Origin of the sequence: Azoarcus sp. DN11 (genome assembly GCF_003628555.1) — a bacterium.
GTDB lineage: Bacteria > Pseudomonadota > Gammaproteobacteria > Burkholderiales > Rhodocyclaceae > Aromatoleum.
In genome coordinates, this window is sequence record NZ_CP021731.1 from 888741 (window position 1) to 905956 (window position 17216).

Sequence of the window (17216 nt, forward strand, 5' to 3'; positions counted from 1 at the left end):
AATGGGAAAATTGACCGACCTGCTCCGCCTCGCGCAGCAGCGTGCGCAGGAGATGGGGCTGCCCTATGCGGGGGCGCTGACACCGGCCGAAGCCTACGAGGTCTGGCAGCTCGCGCCCGGCGCGAAGTTCGTCGATGTACGCACCCGCGCCGAGTGGGACTGGGTCGGCCGCGTCCCCGGCGCCGTCGAGATCGAATGGATGGGCTATCCCGGCAACCAGCCGAACCCGCATTTCCTCACCCAGTTCCGGCGCGAGGTCGATCCCGAGGCGCTCGTGATGTTCATGTGCCGTTCGGGGGCGCGCTCGGACAAGGCCGCGCGCGCTGCGACGGAGGCCGGTTACCGGAACTGCTACAACGTGCTGGAAGGCTTCGAGGGCGACCGCGACGCGCACCACCAGCGCAACCGCATCGGCGGCTGGCGCCATGCCGGTCTGCCGTGGCAGCAGGGCTGACCGACGCACCTATTTGACACGCCGGCGGACAGCCGGTTTGATTGACATCCTTCCGACCGATTTACCGAAAGACGATGCAGACCGCCACCATCAGTTTCGATCGATTCAACGTCCTGCGCGACGACGAGGCCCAGGAGCGCATCCGCGCGGCGCGCGCGCGGCTCGGCGAGCGGGCCGTGCTGTTGTGCCACCATTACCAGCGCGCGGACGTGTATCAGCACGCCGACCTCACCGGCGACTCGCTGAAGCTGTCGCGCCTCGCCTCGCAGACGGATGCCGAGTTCATCGTGTTCTGCGGCGTGCATTTCATGGCCGAAGTCGCCGACATCATGTCGCAGCCGCACCAGAAGGCGATCCTGCCGGATCTGGCAGCGGGCTGCTCGATGGCGGACATGGCCAACCTCGCGAAGGTGGAGCGCTGCTGGCGCGAGCTGCGCGAAGTGCTCGGCGCGCCCGACGCGCTGATCACGCCGGTCACCTACATCAACTCGGCCGCCGACCTGAAGGCCTTCTGCGGCGAGCACGGCGGCATCGTGTGCACCTCGACGAACGCGCCGGTGATCCTCGACTGGGCCTTCGCGCAGCGCGAGAAGGTGCTGTTCTTCCCCGACCAGCACCTCGGCCGCTGGACCGGCTACAAGAAGGGCATCCCGCTCGAGCAGATGGTGGTGTGGGATCCGGATCTGGAATACGGCGGCCTCACGCCGGAGCAGATCCGCAACGCGAAGATCCTGCTGTGGAAGGGGCACTGCTCGGTGCACCAGATGTTCCAGGAGAGCCATATCCGCCGCTGGCGCATGCAGCATCCGGAGGGGCTGGTGATCTCGCACCCGGAGAGCAGCCTCGAGGTGTGTGTGAATTCCGACTATGTCGGGTCGACCGAGTACATCATCAACGTGATCAAGGCCGGGGCGCCCAACACGCGCTGGCTGGTCGGCACGGAGCTGAACCTGGTCAACCGCCTCGCCGAGGAAGTGAAGCCCGAGGGCAAGATCGTGCAGTTCATGGCGCCAACGGTATGCATGTGCTCGACGATGCAGCGCATCGACCCGCAGCATCTCGCGTGGACGCTGGAGAACCTCGCCGACGGCAAGCCCGTCAATCACATCCAGGTGCCGCCGCACGAGGCCGGGCTCGCCAAGGTGGCGCTGGACCGGATGCTCGCGGTGTCCTGAGCAACGGTGCGGAGGCGGGAGCATGAAGCTGCGCATCTGCACCTACAACATCCACAAGGGGTTCTCGCAGTTCAATCGCCGCATGGTGATCCACGAACTGCGCGATCGCCTGCGCAGCCTGGATGTCGATCTGGTCTTCCTGCAGGAGGTCCAGGGCCTGCACGTCGGGCATGCCAGCCGCCATCCGAACTGGCCCGAGCCGCCGCAGCACGAGTTCCTTGCCGAGGACGTGTGGGGTCAGACGGCCTATGGCGGGAACGCCGTGTATGACCACGGCCATCACGGCAATGCGATCCTGAGCCGTTTTCCCATCGTCTCCGCGAACAACCAGGATGTCTCCGACCACCGCTTCGAGCGTCGCGGGCTGCTGCACTGCGAGGTGCAGGTGCCCGGGGTCGAAGTGCCGGTGCATTGCGTGTGCGCCCACCTCGGGCTGTTCGCGGGCAGCCGGCGGCGGCAGATGGAGGCCATGGCCGTGCGCATGGAGCGCCTGGCGCCGGGCGGCGCACCCCTGATCATCGCGGGGGACTTCAACGACTGGCGCAACCGGGCGCAGGACTTGCTGGTCGAGCGGCTGCGCGTGCGCGACGCGTTCGACGCCGGGCGTGGTCGTCCGCCGCGCAGTTTCCCGAGCAGGATGCCGGTGTTCCGGCTCGATCGCATCTACGTGCGGGGTTTCTCCGTCAGCCATGCCGTGGTCCATTCCGGCTTGCCGTGGTCGCGGATCTCCGATCACGCAGCCCTGACCGCGGAACTGGAGCCCGCCGGGTGAGCGCCTTCGTCGGCGGCAATGCAGTCACCCTGCTGGAAAACGGCGCCGACTATTTTCCCGCCCTGCGAGAGGCGATCGAGGCGGCCGAGCGGGAGATTTTCCTCGAGACCTACATCTTCGAGAACGACGGCGTCGGCCGGACGATCGCCGCCGCGCTGAGCCGCGCGGCCGCGCGCGGGGTTGCCGTGCGGGTGCTGGTGGACGGATTCGGCGGGCGCAGCTTCGTGCGCGCGCTGATGCCGGGCCTGCTGGCCGACGGCGTCGGCGTGCTGATCTATCGGCGCGAGCTGGAGAACTTCGCGCTGCGCCGTCGCCGCCTGCGCCGCATGCACCGCAAGCTCGCGGTCGTCGACGGGCGCGTGGCTTTCGTCGGCGGCATCAACATCATCGACGACCTGACGCACGACGGCCCACCCAATCCCCGCTACGACTATGCGGTGCGCGTCGAGGGACCGCTGGTCGAACCGATCCTGCACTCGATGCATCACCTCTGGCGCCTGGTCGCGTGGGCGGGGCTGCGCCGGCGGAATCCGCAACCGCTCATTGCGCCGGCGCGGACCGAACCGGCAGGCAGCGTGCGGGCGGGCTTCCTGATCCGGGACAACCTGCGCCATCGCCGCGACATCGAGGAGGCTTACCTTGATGCGATCGACTCCGCCCGGCGGGAGGTGCTGATCGTGTGCGCGTATTTTTTCCCCGGGCGGCGTTTTCGCCAGGCGCTGGTGGATGCGGCGGCGCGCGGGGTGGAAGTGCGGCTGCTGCTCCAGGGGGTGTCGGATCACCCGATGCTGCATTACGCGACGCGCGCGCTCTATCCTTTTTTCCTCGCCCGCGGCATCCGCCTGTTCGAATACCGGCACAGCTACCTGCACGCGAAGGTGGCGGTCGTGGATGAGCGCTGGGCGACCGTGGGGTCGAGCAACATCGACCCCTTCAGCCTGCTGCTCGCGCGCGAGGCCAACGTCGTGATCGAGGACGCCGGCTTTGCCGGCCGCTTGAGGAAGAGCCTCGAACGCGCGCGGGCGGCGGGGGCGCGCGAGCTGCGGCGCGAGGATTGGGGACGGCTGCCGCGCATGGGCCGCGCGGCGAGCTGGCTGGCGTACCAGTGCGTGCGCCTGGCGCTCGGCATCGCGGGCTATGGCGGACGGCACTGAGCACGGCGGCTGAACTTCGCGGTGTTGTCGCGGTTCCAAAGGAAGTGCGCAGGGGGCGATGCGTCTGCCGGCGCGTCGATACCAAGGAGGTGTGCCATGGAACAGCCGCTCCACTCGATGAGCAACCTGTTCGCCCAGCTCGGGCTGGCGTCGGACGATTCGGCGATCGACCGCTTCATTGCGGCGCATGCGCCGCTGCCGTGCACCGTCGCGCTGGCGCAGGCGCCGTTCTGGACGCCGCAGCAGGCGGCTTTCCTGGCCGAGGAGCTGATGGAGGACGCGGACTGGGCGGAAGTCGTCGACCAGCTCAACGCGCGCCTGCGTTCCTGAAACCGTCGTCCGCGGCGGCTCGCCCCCTGCATCCGGGGGCGAGCCGTGCCGGGAGTCGTCATCATGGAAAATCGCATCATCTCGGTCGTCAGCGGCGCGAGCCGCGGGCTGGGGCGCGCGGCCGCGCACCGGCTCGCGATGATGGACGGGTACCTCGTCATTGCGACGGCGCGCAACCCGGAAGACCTCGCGACCTTGCGCTCGAAGCTCGGGATCAGCGGGCACGTGGTCGAGGCGCACCCGCTCGACATCACCGACGATGCGTCGGTGAACGCGCTGCGCGACTGGATCGCCGGGCGCTTCGGCCGTGTCGATGTGCTCATCAACAACGCCGGCGTCCTGATCGACCGCCATTCGACGAGCATCCTCGATCTGCCGCTCGAGCAGGTGCGCGAGACGCTGGAGACGAACCTGATCGGAACGTTGCGCCTGACGCAGGCGCTGGTGCCGCTGATGCGCGCGAGCCGTGCGGGGCGGGTCGTCAACCTTGCGTCGAGCATGGGGCAGCTGGCGGAAATGGATGCCGGCACGCCGGCTTACCGCATGTCCAAGACCGCGCTCAATGCGCTCACGCGCATCCTCGCGGCCGAGCTCGCGGGGACTTCGATCAAGGTCAATTCGGTGTGTCCGGGCTGGTGCCGCACCGATCTCGGCGGGCCGGAAGCGCCGCGGCTGCCCGAGGAGGGCGTCGAATGCGTGGTGTGGGCGGCGACCCTGCCCGACTACGGCCCGACGGGCGGCTTCTTCCGCGACTGCCAGCCGATCCCGTGGTGAGCCTGCGAGGGCGACGCCTACTCTTGCGCGGTCGTGAGCAACGCGGGGGCGGTGGCCTGCCCGCGTCGCGGAACGCACGCCAGCGCCCAGTGCGCGATCGCCCACGCCCAGAGCTCCGCCGGTGATCCCTTCTCCAGCCCCGTCGGCGGTCGCTGCCCGAGGAATTCGAGGGCCGCGGCGAGCGCCGCGGGGGGCTGCAGCCCGTCGATCGGGGCGGCGAGCGTCTGCTTGGAGAGCTTTTCGCCTGCTGCATTGACGACCACCGGCAGGTGCGCGTAGCCGGGCGTCGGCAGGTGCAGGCGCTGCTGGAGGTGGATCTGGCGGCCCGTCGAGCCGAGGAGGTCGGCGCCGCGCACGATGTCGGTCACGCCGGCGGCCGCATCGTCGACGACGACCGCGATCTGGTAGGCGAACTGCCCGTCGCCGCGCAGCACCACGTAGTCGCCGACGTCGCGGGCGAGGCCCTCCTCCTGCCAGCCTTGCACGCGGTCGTCGAACACGACGGTGCCTTCGGCGCGCACGCGCCACGCGTGCGGCGTCCGGCCCGGCGGCAGGCCGTTGCGGCAGGTGCCCGGGTAGATGCGCGAGCCGTCGCGCGCGAGCGCCGAGTCGGCCATCTCGCGGCGCGTGCAGGCGCAGGGAAAGACCTGCCCGGCGAGCCTCAGCTGCTCGAATGCGGCGCGGTAGGCGTCGAGGCGGCGGCTCTGCCAGACGATGTCGCCGTCCCACTCGAAGCCGAAGCGCGCCAGCGTCGCGATGATGCCGTCGGCGGCGCCGGGCACGTTGCGCGGCGCGTCGACGTCCTCGATGCGTAGCAGCCACAGGCCCCGGCGGGCGCGCGCTTCGAGGTAGCTGCCGACCGCAGCGACGAGGGAGCCGAAGTGCAGCGGCCCGGTCGGGGACGGGGCGAAGCGGCCGATGTACGGTGGCGGTGCGGGATGCATGGGAAGCGCCGGCCGTCTACGCGGGGCGGCGGAAGTCGGCGAAGCGGGCAGGGTGGAAGCCCGCCTCCGCGAGGTCGTCGGCGAAGGCAGGGGAGGCGAGGTAGGCGAGCTCCGTCTCGCGGGGCGTCGTCAGGACGTCGCACGCGCGCAGCTCGTCGTCCACGCGCCCCGGATGCACGTGCACGAGCGGCCGCGGGCCGCTGCCCGCGAGAAAGGATTGCATCAGCGTGCGGAACGGAACGCGCCCGGAGAAATCGTGCAGGCCGGCGAACCCGTCGTTGGCGGGCAGGCCGTGGCGGCGCAGCAGGCGTCGCAGTCCCAGCCCGAGCGAGGAGATCAGCAGCGCCTTCGGCAGCGCCGTACCACGGCGCACGCAGCGCGCCAGCGGCTCGCAGCAGTCGCGCACCCACACGGGCGTCGACGGGTAGCGCCGCAGCAGCTCCGCGACCAGCTCCTCGCGGATGCCCGGCAGCACGTGCGCGTGCTGATGGCCGTCGATGTAGTCGGGCGGGCCGTTCCACGCGTCCTCGAAGGCATCGAGCTGGGCACGCAGCTCGTCGCGGACCGCTTGGCGCGGCAAGGTTCGGGCGAGCGCGCGTGGCAGCAGTCGCCCCATCGGCGGCAGGCGTGCGGCCTGCGCGAGGCCGGGGGCGGCGGTCAGCGGCACGTGGTCCGTGAGCGTCAGGTGCAGGCCCACGTCCGCAGGATGGCGGGCGGTGGTCAGGCGCAGCAGGCCGGCGCGCCGTTTCCAGTCGGGCAGCGCGGTCATGCAGCTCGTCGCCGACAGGCGGCCGGCACCGATGAGTTCGGCGATCGCCTCGCTGACCCCCGGCGCGATGCCGTAGTCGTCGGCGCAGACGATGATCGGACGGGGCGGGCGGCGTTCGGGGAGCGGCTGATCGGTCATGGCCCCCCTTATAGCGGCTCCGTCGTCAACGCGCCAGAGCCCGTTTGCGTTTATCCTCCGAGGTTTACCCGTTTCGCCCACATCATTCGCCGGAATAACGTGTCTCCGTCCAACACCAGCGCCGCCTTGCGTGCCACTCCGTCTTCCGTTTCCCCGCCGCTGCTGTCGGTCGTGATTCCGTTGTACAACGAAAGCGGCTCGCTCGAGGCGCTGCACCGGCGCCTGAAGGCAGCCCTCGCCGACCTGCCCGTAGCCGGGCACGAGCTCGTCTTCGTCGATGACGGCAGCCGCGACACCACTTTCGACGAGGTCGCCGCGCTGGCGGTCATCGACCCGGCCATCCGCGCGATCCGCTTCGCACGCAACTTCGGCAAGGAGGCCGCGATGGCCGCCGGGCTGCGCGCGGCGCGCGGCGACATCGTCGTGCTGATCGACGGCGACCTGCAGCATCCGCCCGAGTTGATCCCCGAGATGCTCGCCTGCTGGCAGAAGGGGGCGAAGATGGTCACGGCGGTGCGCCGTTCGCGCGAGACCGATCCCTGGCTGCGGCGCCAACTTTCGCGCGGCTTCTACGGTCTTTTCAAGCGCGTCTCGGAAGTCGCGCTGGAAGAAGGTGGCGGCGATTTCCGCCTCTTCGACCGTGCGGTCGTCGACGCGATCAACAGCCTGCCCGAGCGCACCCGCTTCATGAAAGGCATCACCAGCTGGGTCGGCTTCCGCCAGGAAACGATCGACTTCGAACCCGCCGAGCGGGCCGCGGGCGCTTCCGCATGGTCGCTGCTGCGCCTGCTGCGCTACGCGATCGACGGCCTGTCGGCCTTCAGCACGCTGCCGCTGCGCGTCTGGTCGATGATCGGCATGGTCATCTCCGGGCTGTCCGTGCTGTATGGCGGCTGGCTGGTTGTGCGCACCGCGATCTTCGGCATCGACGTCCCCGGCTACGCCTCGATCATCGTCTCCGTGCTGTTCCTGTCGGGCATCCAGCTGATCAGCCTGGGCGTGCTCGGCGAGTACGTCGGACGCATCTTCACCGAGGTCAAGCAGCGGCCGCTGTACCTGGTCTCCGAACGCATCGGATTCGACGAGGTCGCCAAGTGAACGCCCCCGCCCTCACGCCGGATGTGCCGGTTTCGTCCGCCGGCCTGCTGTCGCCGCAGCTCGCCTTCCGCCTCGCGCTGCTCGTATTCGCCGTTCTCGGCGCCTACGTGCTGTTCGCGTTCGACCAGCACGGCATCAGCAACGACGAGGAGGTGCAGCACGTCTACGGCCGCCTCCTGCTCAACTTCTATGCCTCGGGTTTCGCCGACCGCAGCGCCTTCGCGTACAAGAACCTCTACCTGTACGGCGGCCTCTTCGACCTGATCGCGGCGTCGCTCGAGCGCATCGTGCCGATGAACGTGTGGGATCTGCGCCACCTGCTGTCGGCGGGCTTCGGCCTGCTGGGCCTCGCCGGCACCTGGCTGCTCGCGCGCCTGCTCAGGGGTGAGGCTGCCGGGCTGGTCGCGCTCCTGCTGCTGGCGCTCACCGGCGCGTGGTCCGGCGCGATGTTCACGCACACCAAGGACGTGCCCTTCGCGGCGACGATGGTGTGGGCGCTGTACTTCACCACGCGCTTCACGATGCGCCTGCCGGCGGTGAAGGCGGGGGATCTCGCCGGGCTCGGCGTCGCGATCGGTTGCGCCTTCGGTCTGCGCGTCGGCGCCGTGTTCGCGGTGTTCTACCTCGGCGTCGCGGTGCTTGCGGCGTCGTGGCTGCATGGGCACGACCTGCGCGGGCGGATCGCCGTGTTGCGCCGCGCCGTGCTCGCACTGCTGCCCGCGGCAGCGCTCGCCTTCGCGCTCCTGGGCCTGTTCTGGCCGTGGGCGGTGCAGTCGGGCGGCAACCTCGTGCAGGCGATGACGACCTTCTCGCATTTCTCCTTCGAGTTGTACACCATCCTCGATGGCGCGGTGATGAAGAACGGTGACGTGCCGGGCCGCTACCTTGCCACTTACCTGCTGGTGCGCCTGCCGGAACTGTTCCTGCTCGGAGTCGCGCTTGCCGTGCTGGGCGGAGTGCGCCAGCTGCCGGGCCTGTTCGCCTCGTCCGCGGCGCGCCTGCAGGCGCTGCGCTGGCTGCCGGTGGCGCTGGCTGCCGGCTTCCCGCTCGTCTACACACTGCTCGCCGCGCCGCCGCTCTACAACGGCATCCGGCACTTCACCTTCCTGCTGCCGCCGCTGGCGGTGCTTGGCGGCGCAGGGCTCGTCGCGACGGCCACGCGCCTCGCGCCGCGGCCCGCACTGCACCTGGTTGCGGTCGGGGCCTGCGTGCTGCTGGCGGTCGCCCATCTGGCCACGCTCGTGCGCCTGCATCCTTACGAGTATGTTGCCTACAACGGCTTCATCGGCGGGCTGCGCGGTGCCGACGACCGGTGGGAACTGGACTACTGGGGCGACTCGCTGCGCGAGGCGGCGGGCGTTCTCGACGCGTACGTTGCGGCCGAAGGCGGCACTCGGCGCACCTGGGCCGTCGCCGTGTGTGCCGAGCCGATACAGGGCTCGGCCTGGCTGGCGCCCGGGCTGGAGGTAACCAGCGACTGGCGCACGGCCGATTTCTTCCTTTCGCCGACGCAGATGAATTGCGACGAGGTCGAGAAGGGCGACATCGTCGCCGAGGTCTCACGCGAGGGGGTGGCGCTCGCCGTCGTGCGCGACCGCCGCATGCTCAGGGGCGCCGACCGCGCGCCTCGCCCCACGCCATGAGCGGAGCCGCCCGACCGTCGGGCCACCTTGGGCGCTTCCTGCGTTTCGCGGCCGTCGGTGCGGTCGGCACCATTGCCCACTACACGCTGCTCCTCGCGCTGGTCGAAGGCGTCGGCGTCGACCCGGTTGCCGGCTCGGTCGCCGGCTTCCTGCTCGGTGCGCTCGTGAATTACACGATGAACCGCACGCTCGTGTTCCGCTCCGACCGCGCCCACGTCGAGGCGCTGCCGCGCTTCCTCGCGATCGCCGGCATGGGACTGTGCTGGAACGCGCTGCTGATGTATCTCTTCGTCGATCTTGCAGGCGTGCATTACCTTCTCGCGCAGGTCGTCACGACAGGGATCCTGCTTGGTTGGCATTACCTCGGCAACGCGCTGTGGACCTTTCGCAAGCACCCCGCAGGCACGCGCACCGGGCAGTAAAATCGCCGTCTCGCAATAACCCGTCGCCGGCGCCTTGAACGCGCTCGCTCACACCCCAGATACCGTGCCGCACCTCGAACCCCGGATCGTCCACGTCGACGACTACATCATCGTCGCCGAGAAGCCTGCCGGCCTGCTGTCCGTGCCCGGGCGCGGCGAACACAAGCAGGACTGCCTGATCGCCCGCATCCAGCGCGCCTACCCGGACGCCCGCATCGTCCATCGCCTCGACTTCGACACCTCGGGGCTGATCGTCCTCGCCCGCGGCGCGGAGATGCATCGCCGCCTGAGCATGGCGTTCGAGAAGCGCCAGGTCGACAAGCGCTACGTCGCGCTCGTGCATGGTCATGTGCTGTCGCAGGGCGGCGAAGTCGACCTGCCGCTGATCGTCGACTGGCCGAACCGTCCGCGCCAGATGGTGGATCCGGTGAACGGCCGGCGCGCGCTGACGAATTACCGCGTCGTCGAGCGCAGCGGCACCGGTGGGGAGGCGGTCTCGCGCGTCGAACTCGAACCGGTCACCGGGCGATCGCACCAACTGCGCGTGCATATGATGACGATCGGTCACGCGATCCTCGGCGACACGCTCTACGCCCCGCCTCAAAGCGCCGAACGGCACCCTCGGCTGCACCTGCATGCGGCGATGCTCGCCTTCGCGCATCCCGAGACCGGGCGCCCGATGAAGTTCGTGAGCCCCGTACCGTTCTGAGACTGCCGGAAATGGAAAGGCCCGGCGAACCGGGCCTTTCGCGGCGTGCGGGGGGAGCGTTTAGACGTTGAACAGGAAGTTCATCACGTCGCCGTCCTTGACCACGTATTCCTTGCCTTCGGCGCGCATCTTGCCCGCTTCCTTCGCGCCGGCTTCGCCCTTGTACGCGATGAAGTCCTCGTAGGCGATCGTCTGCGCGCGGATGAAGCCGCGTTCGAAGTCGGTGTGGATGACGCCCGCCGCCTGCGGTGCGGTGTCGCCGACGTGGATCGTCCAGGCGCGCACTTCCTTCACGCCCGCGGTGAAGTAGGTCTGCAGGCCCAGCAGCGTGTAGCCGGCGCGGATCAGGCGGTCGAGGCCCGGTTCCTCGAGGCCCATCGACTCGAGGAAGTCCTTCTTGTCGGCGTCGTCGAGGTCGGCGATCTCGGCTTCGATCGCGGCACACAGCGCGACGACTTCGGCCCCTTCGGCCTTGGCGTGGGCGCGCACCGCGTCCAGGTGCGGGTTGTTCTCGAAGCCGTCCTCGGCGACGTTCGCGGCGTACAGCACGGGCTTCGCGGTGATCAGGCAGAAGGGCTTGAGGCTCGCCCATTCTTCCTTGCTGAGGTCGAGCGCGCGCACCGCCTTGGCTTCGTTGAGCTGGGCGAGGCACTTCTCGAGCACCGCGACGAGGATCTTCGCTTCCTTGTCGCCCGCCGCGGCGGGGCGCTTGTAGCGGTTCACGGCCTTCTCGACGGTCGCCATGTCGGCGAGCGCGAGCTCGGTATCGATGACTTCGATGTCGCGGATCGGATCGACGGTGCCGGAGACGTGCACGACGTTGTCGTCGGCGAAGCAGCGCACGACGTGCACGATCGCGTCGGTCTCGCGGATGTTGGCGAGGAACTGGTTGCCCAGGCCTTCTCCCTTGGACGCGCCGGCGACGAGCCCGGCGATGTCGACGAACTCGACGATCGCGGGCTGCACCTTCTGCGGCTTGACGATCTCGGACAGCGCCGTGAGGCGCGGATCGGGCACCTCGACGATGCCGACGTTGGGCTCGATCGTGCAGAAGGGGTAGTTGGCCGCTTCGATGCCGGCCTTCGTGAGGGCGTTGAAGAGAGTCGACTTGCCGACGTTGGGCAGGCCGACGATTCCGCATTTGAGGCTCATGAGCGCGATTCGTCCTAGGGTTTCGCCGGCTTCGGCGCGGCCGGGCGGGCGTTGATTCGGGTGCTGGCGGTGTTCCACTCGCCGCGGGCGATCAGCGGCCAGGCCGCGAGCGCGCGTTCCATGGCTTCGTCGATCAGGGTCTGTTCCTCGCGGCGCGCGGCCTTCAGCACGAAATTCACGACCTCGTTGCGGTCGCCCGGATGGCCGATGCCGATGCGCAGGCGCCAGTAGTCGTTGGTGCCGAGATGCGCCGAGGTGTCCTTGAGGCCGTTGTGGCCGCCGAGGCCGCCGCCGAACTTCAGGCGCAGCTGGCCGGGCGGGATGTCGAGTTCGTCGTGCACGACGAGGATCTCGGCCGGGGGAATGCGGTAGAAGCGCGCGAGGGCGCCGATGGCCTGGCCCGAGCGGTTCATGAAGGTCTGCGGCATCAGCAGCCAGATGCCGGCGTCGCGCGCGTTGGCGACCAGACCGTGGAAGCGGGATTCGTGGTTGAAGCGTACGCCGAGCGCGTCGGCGAGGCGCTCACAAAACCAAAACCCGGCGTTGTGCCGGGTCTCGATGTATTCGGCGCCGGGATTGCCGAGGCCGACGACGAGACGCGGAGTTGCGGCGCTCATCGTATCGGTTCCTGCATCATCCCGGCGCTGCGACCCGAGGCGTCAGCCTCAGGCGGCGGCTTCGCCTTCGGCGCTTTCTTCTTCAGCGGCAGCGCCCTTGACGGTGACGGCAGTCGCGACGACCGGGTCGCCTTCGCCGTGTGCAACCAGCTCGACGCCGGCCGGCAGCGCGAGCTGCGACACGTGGATCGATTCACCGGCCCCGAGGCCCGACAGATCGACCTGGATGAACTCCGGCAGGTTGCCCGGCAGGCACTGCACATCGACTTCGGTGATGGTGTGCGAGATCAGGCAGCCGCCGAGCTTGACGGCCGGGCTGGCGTCGCCGTTGGCGAAGTGCAGCGGCACCTTCAGGTGGATCTTCTGGCTCGCGTCGACGCGCTGGAAGTCCATGTGCAGGACTTGCTGGCGGAACGGGTGCCACTGGGTGTCGCGCAGCAGGACGGGCTGCTTGACGCCGTCAAGGTCGATCGACAGGATCGACGCATGGAAGGCTTCCTTGCGCAGCAGGTGATAAAGCTCGTTGTGGTCCAGCGCGATGGTCTGGGCGTCGCCCGAGCCGTAGATGATGCCCGGGATCTGGCCGGCGCGACGCAGGCGGCGGCTCGCACCCGTGCCCTGTTCCACGCGCTTGGTGGCCTTGAACTGGATTTGCATTGTGATACTCCTGGGTTGTAACGATCCGTCCGCGACCAGACGGATGGGTTGAGTCCCCGCAAGCGCGGGGACGAATTTCATTCCATGAACAGCGAGCTGACCGATTCCTCGTTGCTGATGCGCAGCATCGTGTCGGCGAGCAGCGAGGCGACCGAGACCTGGCGGATGCGCGGGCTGGCCCGGGCGTCGTCGCGCAGCGGGATCGTGTCGGTGACGACCAGCTCGTCGAGGTCGGAATCGGAGATGCGCGAGATCGCGGCGCCCGACAGCACCGCGTGGGTGCAGTACGCGAGCACGCGGCGGGCACCGCGCTCCTTGAGCGCGGTGGCGGCCTTGCACAGCGTGCCGGCGGTGTCGACGATGTCGTCCATGATCACGCAGGTGCGGTCCTTGACCTCGCCGATGATGTTCATCACCTCGGAGACGTTGGCCTTCGGGCGGCGCTTGTCGATGATCGCGAGGTCGCATTCCATGCGCTTCGCGAAGGCGCGGGCGCGCACGACGCCGCCGACGTCGGGCGAGACGACCAGCAGGTCGTCGTAGTTCTGCTTGTCGAGGTCGGCGAGGAGGACCGGCGCGGCGTAGACGTTGTCGACCGGGATATCGAAGAAACCCTGGATCTGGTCGGCGTGCAGGTCCATCGTCAGCAGGCGCTGGACACCGACGGCCTGCAGCATGTTGGCGACGACCTTCGCGGTGATCGGCACGCGCGCCGAACGCGGGCGGCGGTCCTGGCGGGCGTAGCCGAAGTAGGGAATGGCGGCGGTGATGCGCCCGGCCGATGCGCGCTTGAGGGCATCGACGAGGACCACCAGCTCCATCAGGTTCTCGTTCGTCGGCGAGCAGGTCGGCTGGAGGATGAAGATATCCTTGCCGCGCACGTTCTCGAGCAGTTCGACGTTGACCTCGCCGTCGGAGAAGCGACCCACCGTGGCCGAACCGATGGAAATGCCCAGTCTGCGCACGACATCCGCCGCGAGCTTGGGGTTGGCGTTGCCGGTGAAGACCATCAGGCTGCCGTAGGCCATGTCCGAATCTCCGATGCCGCTAGAATGGCAGGGTAAAAACGACTCGGGCAGGCGCGAGGCCTGCCCGGGTAAGTTGGCTGGGGAGGAAGGATTCGAACCTTCGAATGCCGGAATCAAAATCCGGTGCCTTGACCAACTTGGCGACTCCCCAATGAAACCTTTTTCGCCTGCTCAATCGAGCCAGTCGCTCAGCGGATGTCTCGCCAGACTCCTCGCCTTCCATGCCCGCATCGGCGCTGGGCATTTTCCGACGATATCGCTTGCTTCCATCTCGCCGCCAACCTCGGCAAACACGCAGGCGCCTGACCCGGTCATCCGCGCGGGCGCGAACTGCGCCAGCCACTCGATTGCAGTACCGACCTCGGGATACAGATTGCATGCAACCGCTTGCAAATCGTTACGGGTGGCACTTGCTGCGAAGTCCGTAATTCTGATTGGTTCCGTATCGCGCGTCAACTCCTGCGCGCGGAATATTTCTGCGGTGGGCACCGTCACGGGTGGGGCGACGACGACATACCAGGCCGGCGGGAGGGGCAGTGCCTGCAGTTCCTCGCCCACACCCTCGGCAAAGGCGTCGCGCCCGAAGATGAAGAAGGGGACGTCGGCGCCGAGCCGCAGCCCGAGTTGCGCGAGCGCGGCGCGGCTCAGGCCGGTGCCCCACAGGCGGTTCAGTGCGATCAGCGTCGTGGCGGCGTCCGAGCTGCCGCCGCCCAGGCCGCCGCCCATCGGCAGGCACTTGTCGATCGAGATGTCGGCGCCGAGGCGGGTGCTGCTCGCCTGCTGCAGGAGCCGGCCGGCGCGCACGACGAGATCCTGCTCCTCGGGCACGCCGGTGACCGCCGTCGTGCGGCGCACGGCGCCGTCCTCGCGCAGCGCGAAGCTGAGGCTGTCGCCCCAGTCGAGCATGCGGAAGGCGGTCTGCAGCAGGTGGTAGCCGTCGGCGCGGCGGCCGACGACGTGCAGGAAGAGGTTGAGCTTGGCCGGTGCGGGGCAGTGTTCGAGGCGGGTCAGCGGTGGGGTGTCCATTGGTCGATGACGAGCCGGATGCGGGCCTGGCCCCACTCGGCGTCGATGCGACGCGGCGGGGCGTCGGCCGCGGGACCGGCGTATTCCATGTAGTCGATGATCCAGCCGGCGTCGGAAATGCGCGCCGGCCGGCCGGCTGCGTCGAGGCTCAGCACGCGCGCGCCGGGGCGTGGGGCGGCCTGCACCCAGTGCTGCAGGCCGTCGATCGGGGCGGGTACGCCGAGCAGGCGGGGCAGGATCGCGTCGGCGTTGTCGGCCCGTTCCGTGCGCCCGTCCGCGGTGAGCAGCATCGCCCCGTGCGGCGTGCGCACGAGCTGGCCGACGATCTGGCCGAGCGGGCTGTAGACGGTCCATTCGTCGCCGGTGGGCGAGTGCGACCAGGTCACGGCGCCATTCGCCGCACGCTCGCCGTCGCTCGCGGACAGCCGGCCTTCGAGTTCGAAGGCGCTGACCGCGGGGCGGTGCGCAGCCGTGAGGTTGCGCACCGCCTGGCTTGCGCAGCCGGCGAGGAGCAGCGCCGCGAGCGCCGCCGTGGCAGCCTGCCGGGCGGCCCGGGAGAGGGTGCGCCTCATTGGCCGCGCAGGCGCTTGACGACCGACTTCAGCGCATCGTTGTCGGGGTTGTTCTTCAGCGCCTCGTCCCAGACGCGCGACGCATCGGCCGGGCGCTTGAGGTTCCATAGGACTTCGCCGAGGTGGGCGGCGATCTCGGGATCCTGCCGCAGCCCGTAGGCCTTTTCGAGGTGGGCGAGGGCGCCGGTGGGGTCGTTGCGGCGGAAGCGCACCCAGCCCATGCTGTCGAGGATGAAGGGGTCGTCGGGCGTCAGTTCGAGCGCGCGCACGATCAGCGCCTCGGCTTCCTCGAGGCGCACGCCGCGATCGGCGAAGGAGTAGCCCAGCGCATTGTAGGCGTGTGCGAACTCGGGGCGCAGCGCGATCAGCTTGCGCAGCCGCCCTTCCATGACTTCGAGCTTGCCGAGGCTTTCGGCGAGCATCGACGATTCGTACAGCAGGTCGGTGTCGTCCTCGTTCTTGCTCAGGGCACCGTCGACCAGTTCGAACGCCTCGGCCTCCTTGCCCGCGGTGCGCAGGATCTGGGCTTCGGCCAGCAGCAGGCGCTTGCGGTCGGCCTCGTCGGCGGTCCTGACGCGGTGCAGGTGTTCGCGTGCCTCCGCCACGTTGCCGTCGCGCGCGAGGATCGATGCGATGCGCAACTGGGCGTCGAGATATTGCGGTCCCGGTTCGACCGCGCGGTACCAGCGCAGGGCCGTGGCGCTGTCCTTGCGCCGTTCGGCGACCTGGCCGAGGTTGAAGCGGATGCTGTCTTCGTCGGGGTGGCCGGCATTCAGCGCGTGTTCGAGCTGTGTCGCGGCGGTGTCGTAGTCTTCGAGCTGGGCCGACAGCAGGCCGACCGCGTACATCAGCTCGCGGTCGTCCGGAGCGCTGTCGAGAAGCTGGCGGAACTCCTGGCGCGCGGCCTCGAACTGCCGGGTGGACACCAGCGCGCGAGCGTGCGCGAGGCGGGCATTCCGGCTGTCGGGGTGGCGTTGCAGGTAATCCGTGACGATCCGCATCGCTTCCTGCATGGCACCGGACTGCGAGAGCAGCTGCGCCTTGAACAGGACGGCGGGTTCCCAGTCCGGGCGCATGCGCAGCGCGGTGTCGATCGATGCGACCGATTCCATCGCGTCGCCGGCGGCAATGGCGGCCTGGGCGCGCGCGAAGTAGGCTTCCGGGTGGCCCGTGTAGGGGTCCGTCAGGCGCATGATGATGCCCTTGACGGCTTCCTTGTCCTGCACGCGGGAAAACGCGCGGTTCAGTCCCATCAGGTGGTTGTCGATGTTTTCCGGCGACTCGGCGAGCAGGCGCGCCAACTGGGCCTGCACCTGTTCGAGCTGACCGTCGCCGCCGGCGAGGAGCCCGGCGAGGATGCGGCGCGCTTCGTCGGACGACGGATCGGCTTCGGACCAGATCCGCGCCGCGTCGATCGCGGCCGGCATGTTGCGCGCGTACAGCGCGACTTCCATCGCCCGGCGCGCGATGCGCGGGTCGCGCGTGCGCTGCGCGAGGTCGGCGTAGGCCTGGACGGCGACGCCGATCTCACCGCGGGCGCCGGCGATTTCGGCCAGCAGGAAGGTGTACAGGGTGCGTGGCGTGAGTTCCTGCGCCGGCAGTGACGCGGTTGCGGGCTCCTCCGGGGAGGGGGTTGCTTGTGCAGAGATCGGGAAGGCGAGTGCGACGGCCAGTCCCAGACCGGAGGTGAACAAGGAGAGGAGGCGATTCATTGGCTTGGCCCAGAGGGAATTGCACGAACTTCAAACCGGCCCTGCGGTCGTGTCTGACGTATGCTGTTGC

General features: G+C 69.1%; 19 protein-coding genes and 1 tRNA gene. 10 read left to right on the forward strand and 10 right to left on the reverse strand.

The window, feature by feature from the left end:
- Position 1: 1 nt before the first annotated feature.
- The 6 genes from CDA09_RS03955 to CDA09_RS03980 all read left to right on the forward strand — a co-directional run bounded on the left by CDA09_RS03955 (position 2) and on the right by CDA09_RS03980 (position 4659).
- Positions 2 to 454 (forward strand): rhodanese-like domain-containing protein, encoded by a 453-nt coding sequence (locus tag CDA09_RS03955; protein WP_121427427.1) that lies wholly within the window; start codon positions 2 to 4, stop codon positions 452 to 454.
- A 74-nt stretch (positions 455 to 528) separates the two neighbouring features.
- Positions 529 to 1629: a quinolinate synthase NadA gene (gene nadA, locus CDA09_RS03960; RefSeq protein ID WP_121427428.1), complete on the forward strand. Its 1101-nt coding sequence runs from the start codon at positions 529 to 531 to the stop codon at positions 1627 to 1629.
- 22 nt (positions 1630 to 1651) lie between these two features.
- Positions 1652 to 2401: an endonuclease/exonuclease/phosphatase family protein gene (locus CDA09_RS03965; protein WP_121427429.1), complete on the forward strand. Its 750-nt coding sequence runs from the start codon at positions 1652 to 1654 to the stop codon at positions 2399 to 2401.
- Positions 2398 to 3555: a cardiolipin synthase ClsB gene (gene clsB, locus CDA09_RS03970; protein WP_121427430.1), complete on the forward strand. Its 1158-nt coding sequence runs from the start codon at positions 2398 to 2400 to the stop codon at positions 3553 to 3555. The genes CDA09_RS03965 and clsB overlap by 4 nt, the downstream gene beginning before the upstream one ends.
- Before the next feature lie 96 nt (positions 3556 to 3651).
- The gene (locus CDA09_RS03975) at positions 3652 to 3885 is read left to right on the forward strand and encodes a DUF2789 domain-containing protein (RefSeq protein ID WP_121427431.1); all 234 of its coding nucleotides are present in this window, start codon (positions 3652 to 3654) and stop codon (positions 3883 to 3885) included.
- Positions 3886 to 3948: 63 nt separating this feature from the next.
- On the forward strand, positions 3949 to 4659 hold the full coding sequence (locus CDA09_RS03980) for an SDR family oxidoreductase (RefSeq protein ID WP_121427432.1): 711 nt from the start codon (positions 3949 to 3951) through the stop codon (positions 4657 to 4659).
- 17 nt (positions 4660 to 4676) lie between these two features.
- On the opposite strand, the gene gluQRS is transcribed toward CDA09_RS03980, so the two are convergent.
- A complete protein-coding gene (gluQRS, locus tag CDA09_RS03985) occupies positions 4677 to 5603 on the reverse strand; it encodes a tRNA glutamyl-Q(34) synthetase GluQRS (protein WP_121427433.1) in 927 nt (308 codons plus the stop codon).
- 16 nt (positions 5604 to 5619) lie between these two features.
- Positions 5620 to 6510 (reverse strand): ChbG/HpnK family deacetylase, encoded by an 891-nt coding sequence (locus CDA09_RS03990; protein WP_121427434.1) that lies wholly within the window; start codon positions 6508 to 6510, stop codon positions 5620 to 5622.
- 99 nt (positions 6511 to 6609) lie between these two features.
- Here CDA09_RS03990 and CDA09_RS03995 point away from each other — a divergent pair, with 99 nt between their 5' ends.
- The 4 genes from CDA09_RS03995 (at position 6610) to CDA09_RS04010 (ending at position 10382) form a co-directional block, all read left to right on the forward strand.
- The gene (locus CDA09_RS03995; RefSeq protein ID WP_286164373.1) at positions 6610 to 7608 is read left to right on the forward strand and encodes a glycosyltransferase family 2 protein; all 999 of its coding nucleotides are present in this window, start codon (positions 6610 to 6612) and stop codon (positions 7606 to 7608) included.
- A complete protein-coding gene (locus tag CDA09_RS04000) occupies positions 7605 to 9251 on the forward strand; it encodes a glycosyltransferase family 39 protein (RefSeq protein ID WP_174718409.1) in 1647 nt (548 codons plus the stop codon). Before CDA09_RS03995 ends, CDA09_RS04000 begins: the two co-directional genes overlap by 4 nt.
- Positions 9248 to 9673: a GtrA family protein gene (locus CDA09_RS04005; RefSeq protein ID WP_121427435.1), complete on the forward strand. Its 426-nt coding sequence runs from the start codon at positions 9248 to 9250 to the stop codon at positions 9671 to 9673. Before CDA09_RS04000 ends, CDA09_RS04005 begins: the two co-directional genes overlap by 4 nt.
- A gap of 64 nt (positions 9674 to 9737) precedes the next feature.
- A complete protein-coding gene (locus tag CDA09_RS04010; RefSeq protein ID WP_121427436.1) occupies positions 9738 to 10382 on the forward strand; it encodes an RluA family pseudouridine synthase in 645 nt (214 codons plus the stop codon).
- A 60-nt stretch (positions 10383 to 10442) separates the two neighbouring features.
- Here CDA09_RS04010 and ychF read toward each other — a convergent pair whose 3' ends face one another.
- The 8 genes from ychF to CDA09_RS04050 all read right to left on the reverse strand — a co-directional run bounded on the left by ychF (position 10443) and on the right by CDA09_RS04050 (position 17146).
- A complete protein-coding gene (gene ychF, locus CDA09_RS04015; protein WP_121427437.1) occupies positions 10443 to 11534 on the reverse strand; it encodes a redox-regulated ATPase YchF in 1092 nt (363 codons plus the stop codon).
- Between the two features lie 14 nt (positions 11535 to 11548).
- Positions 11549 to 12151 carry an aminoacyl-tRNA hydrolase gene (gene pth / locus CDA09_RS04020; RefSeq protein WP_121427438.1) on the reverse strand — a complete coding sequence of 201 codons (603 nt, stop codon included), beginning with the start codon at positions 12149 to 12151 and terminating at the stop codon, positions 11549 to 11551.
- A 48-nt stretch (positions 12152 to 12199) separates the two neighbouring features.
- Positions 12200 to 12808, reverse strand: coding sequence for a 50S ribosomal protein L25/general stress protein Ctc (locus CDA09_RS04025; RefSeq protein WP_121427439.1), 609 nt, complete (start codon positions 12806 to 12808; stop codon positions 12200 to 12202).
- A gap of 77 nt (positions 12809 to 12885) precedes the next feature.
- Positions 12886 to 13836: a ribose-phosphate pyrophosphokinase gene (locus tag CDA09_RS04030; protein ID WP_121427440.1), complete on the reverse strand. Its 951-nt coding sequence runs from the start codon at positions 13834 to 13836 to the stop codon at positions 12886 to 12888.
- 74 nt (positions 13837 to 13910) lie between these two features.
- Positions 13911 to 13987, reverse strand: a tRNA-Gln gene (locus CDA09_RS04035).
- A 20-nt stretch (positions 13988 to 14007) separates the two neighbouring features.
- Positions 14008 to 14862: a 4-(cytidine 5'-diphospho)-2-C-methyl-D-erythritol kinase gene (ispE, locus tag CDA09_RS04040; RefSeq protein ID WP_121427441.1), complete on the reverse strand. Its 855-nt coding sequence runs from the start codon at positions 14860 to 14862 to the stop codon at positions 14008 to 14010.
- Positions 14844 to 15434, reverse strand: coding sequence for an outer membrane lipoprotein LolB (locus tag CDA09_RS04045; RefSeq protein WP_121427442.1), 591 nt, complete (start codon positions 15432 to 15434; stop codon positions 14844 to 14846). Before CDA09_RS04045 ends, ispE begins: the two co-directional genes overlap by 19 nt.
- On the reverse strand, positions 15431 to 17146 hold the full coding sequence (locus CDA09_RS04050; RefSeq protein ID WP_121427443.1) for a tetratricopeptide repeat protein: 1716 nt from the start codon (positions 17144 to 17146) through the stop codon (positions 15431 to 15433). The genes CDA09_RS04045 and CDA09_RS04050 overlap by 4 nt, the downstream gene beginning before the upstream one ends.
- Positions 17147 to 17216: the final 70 nt, after the last annotated feature.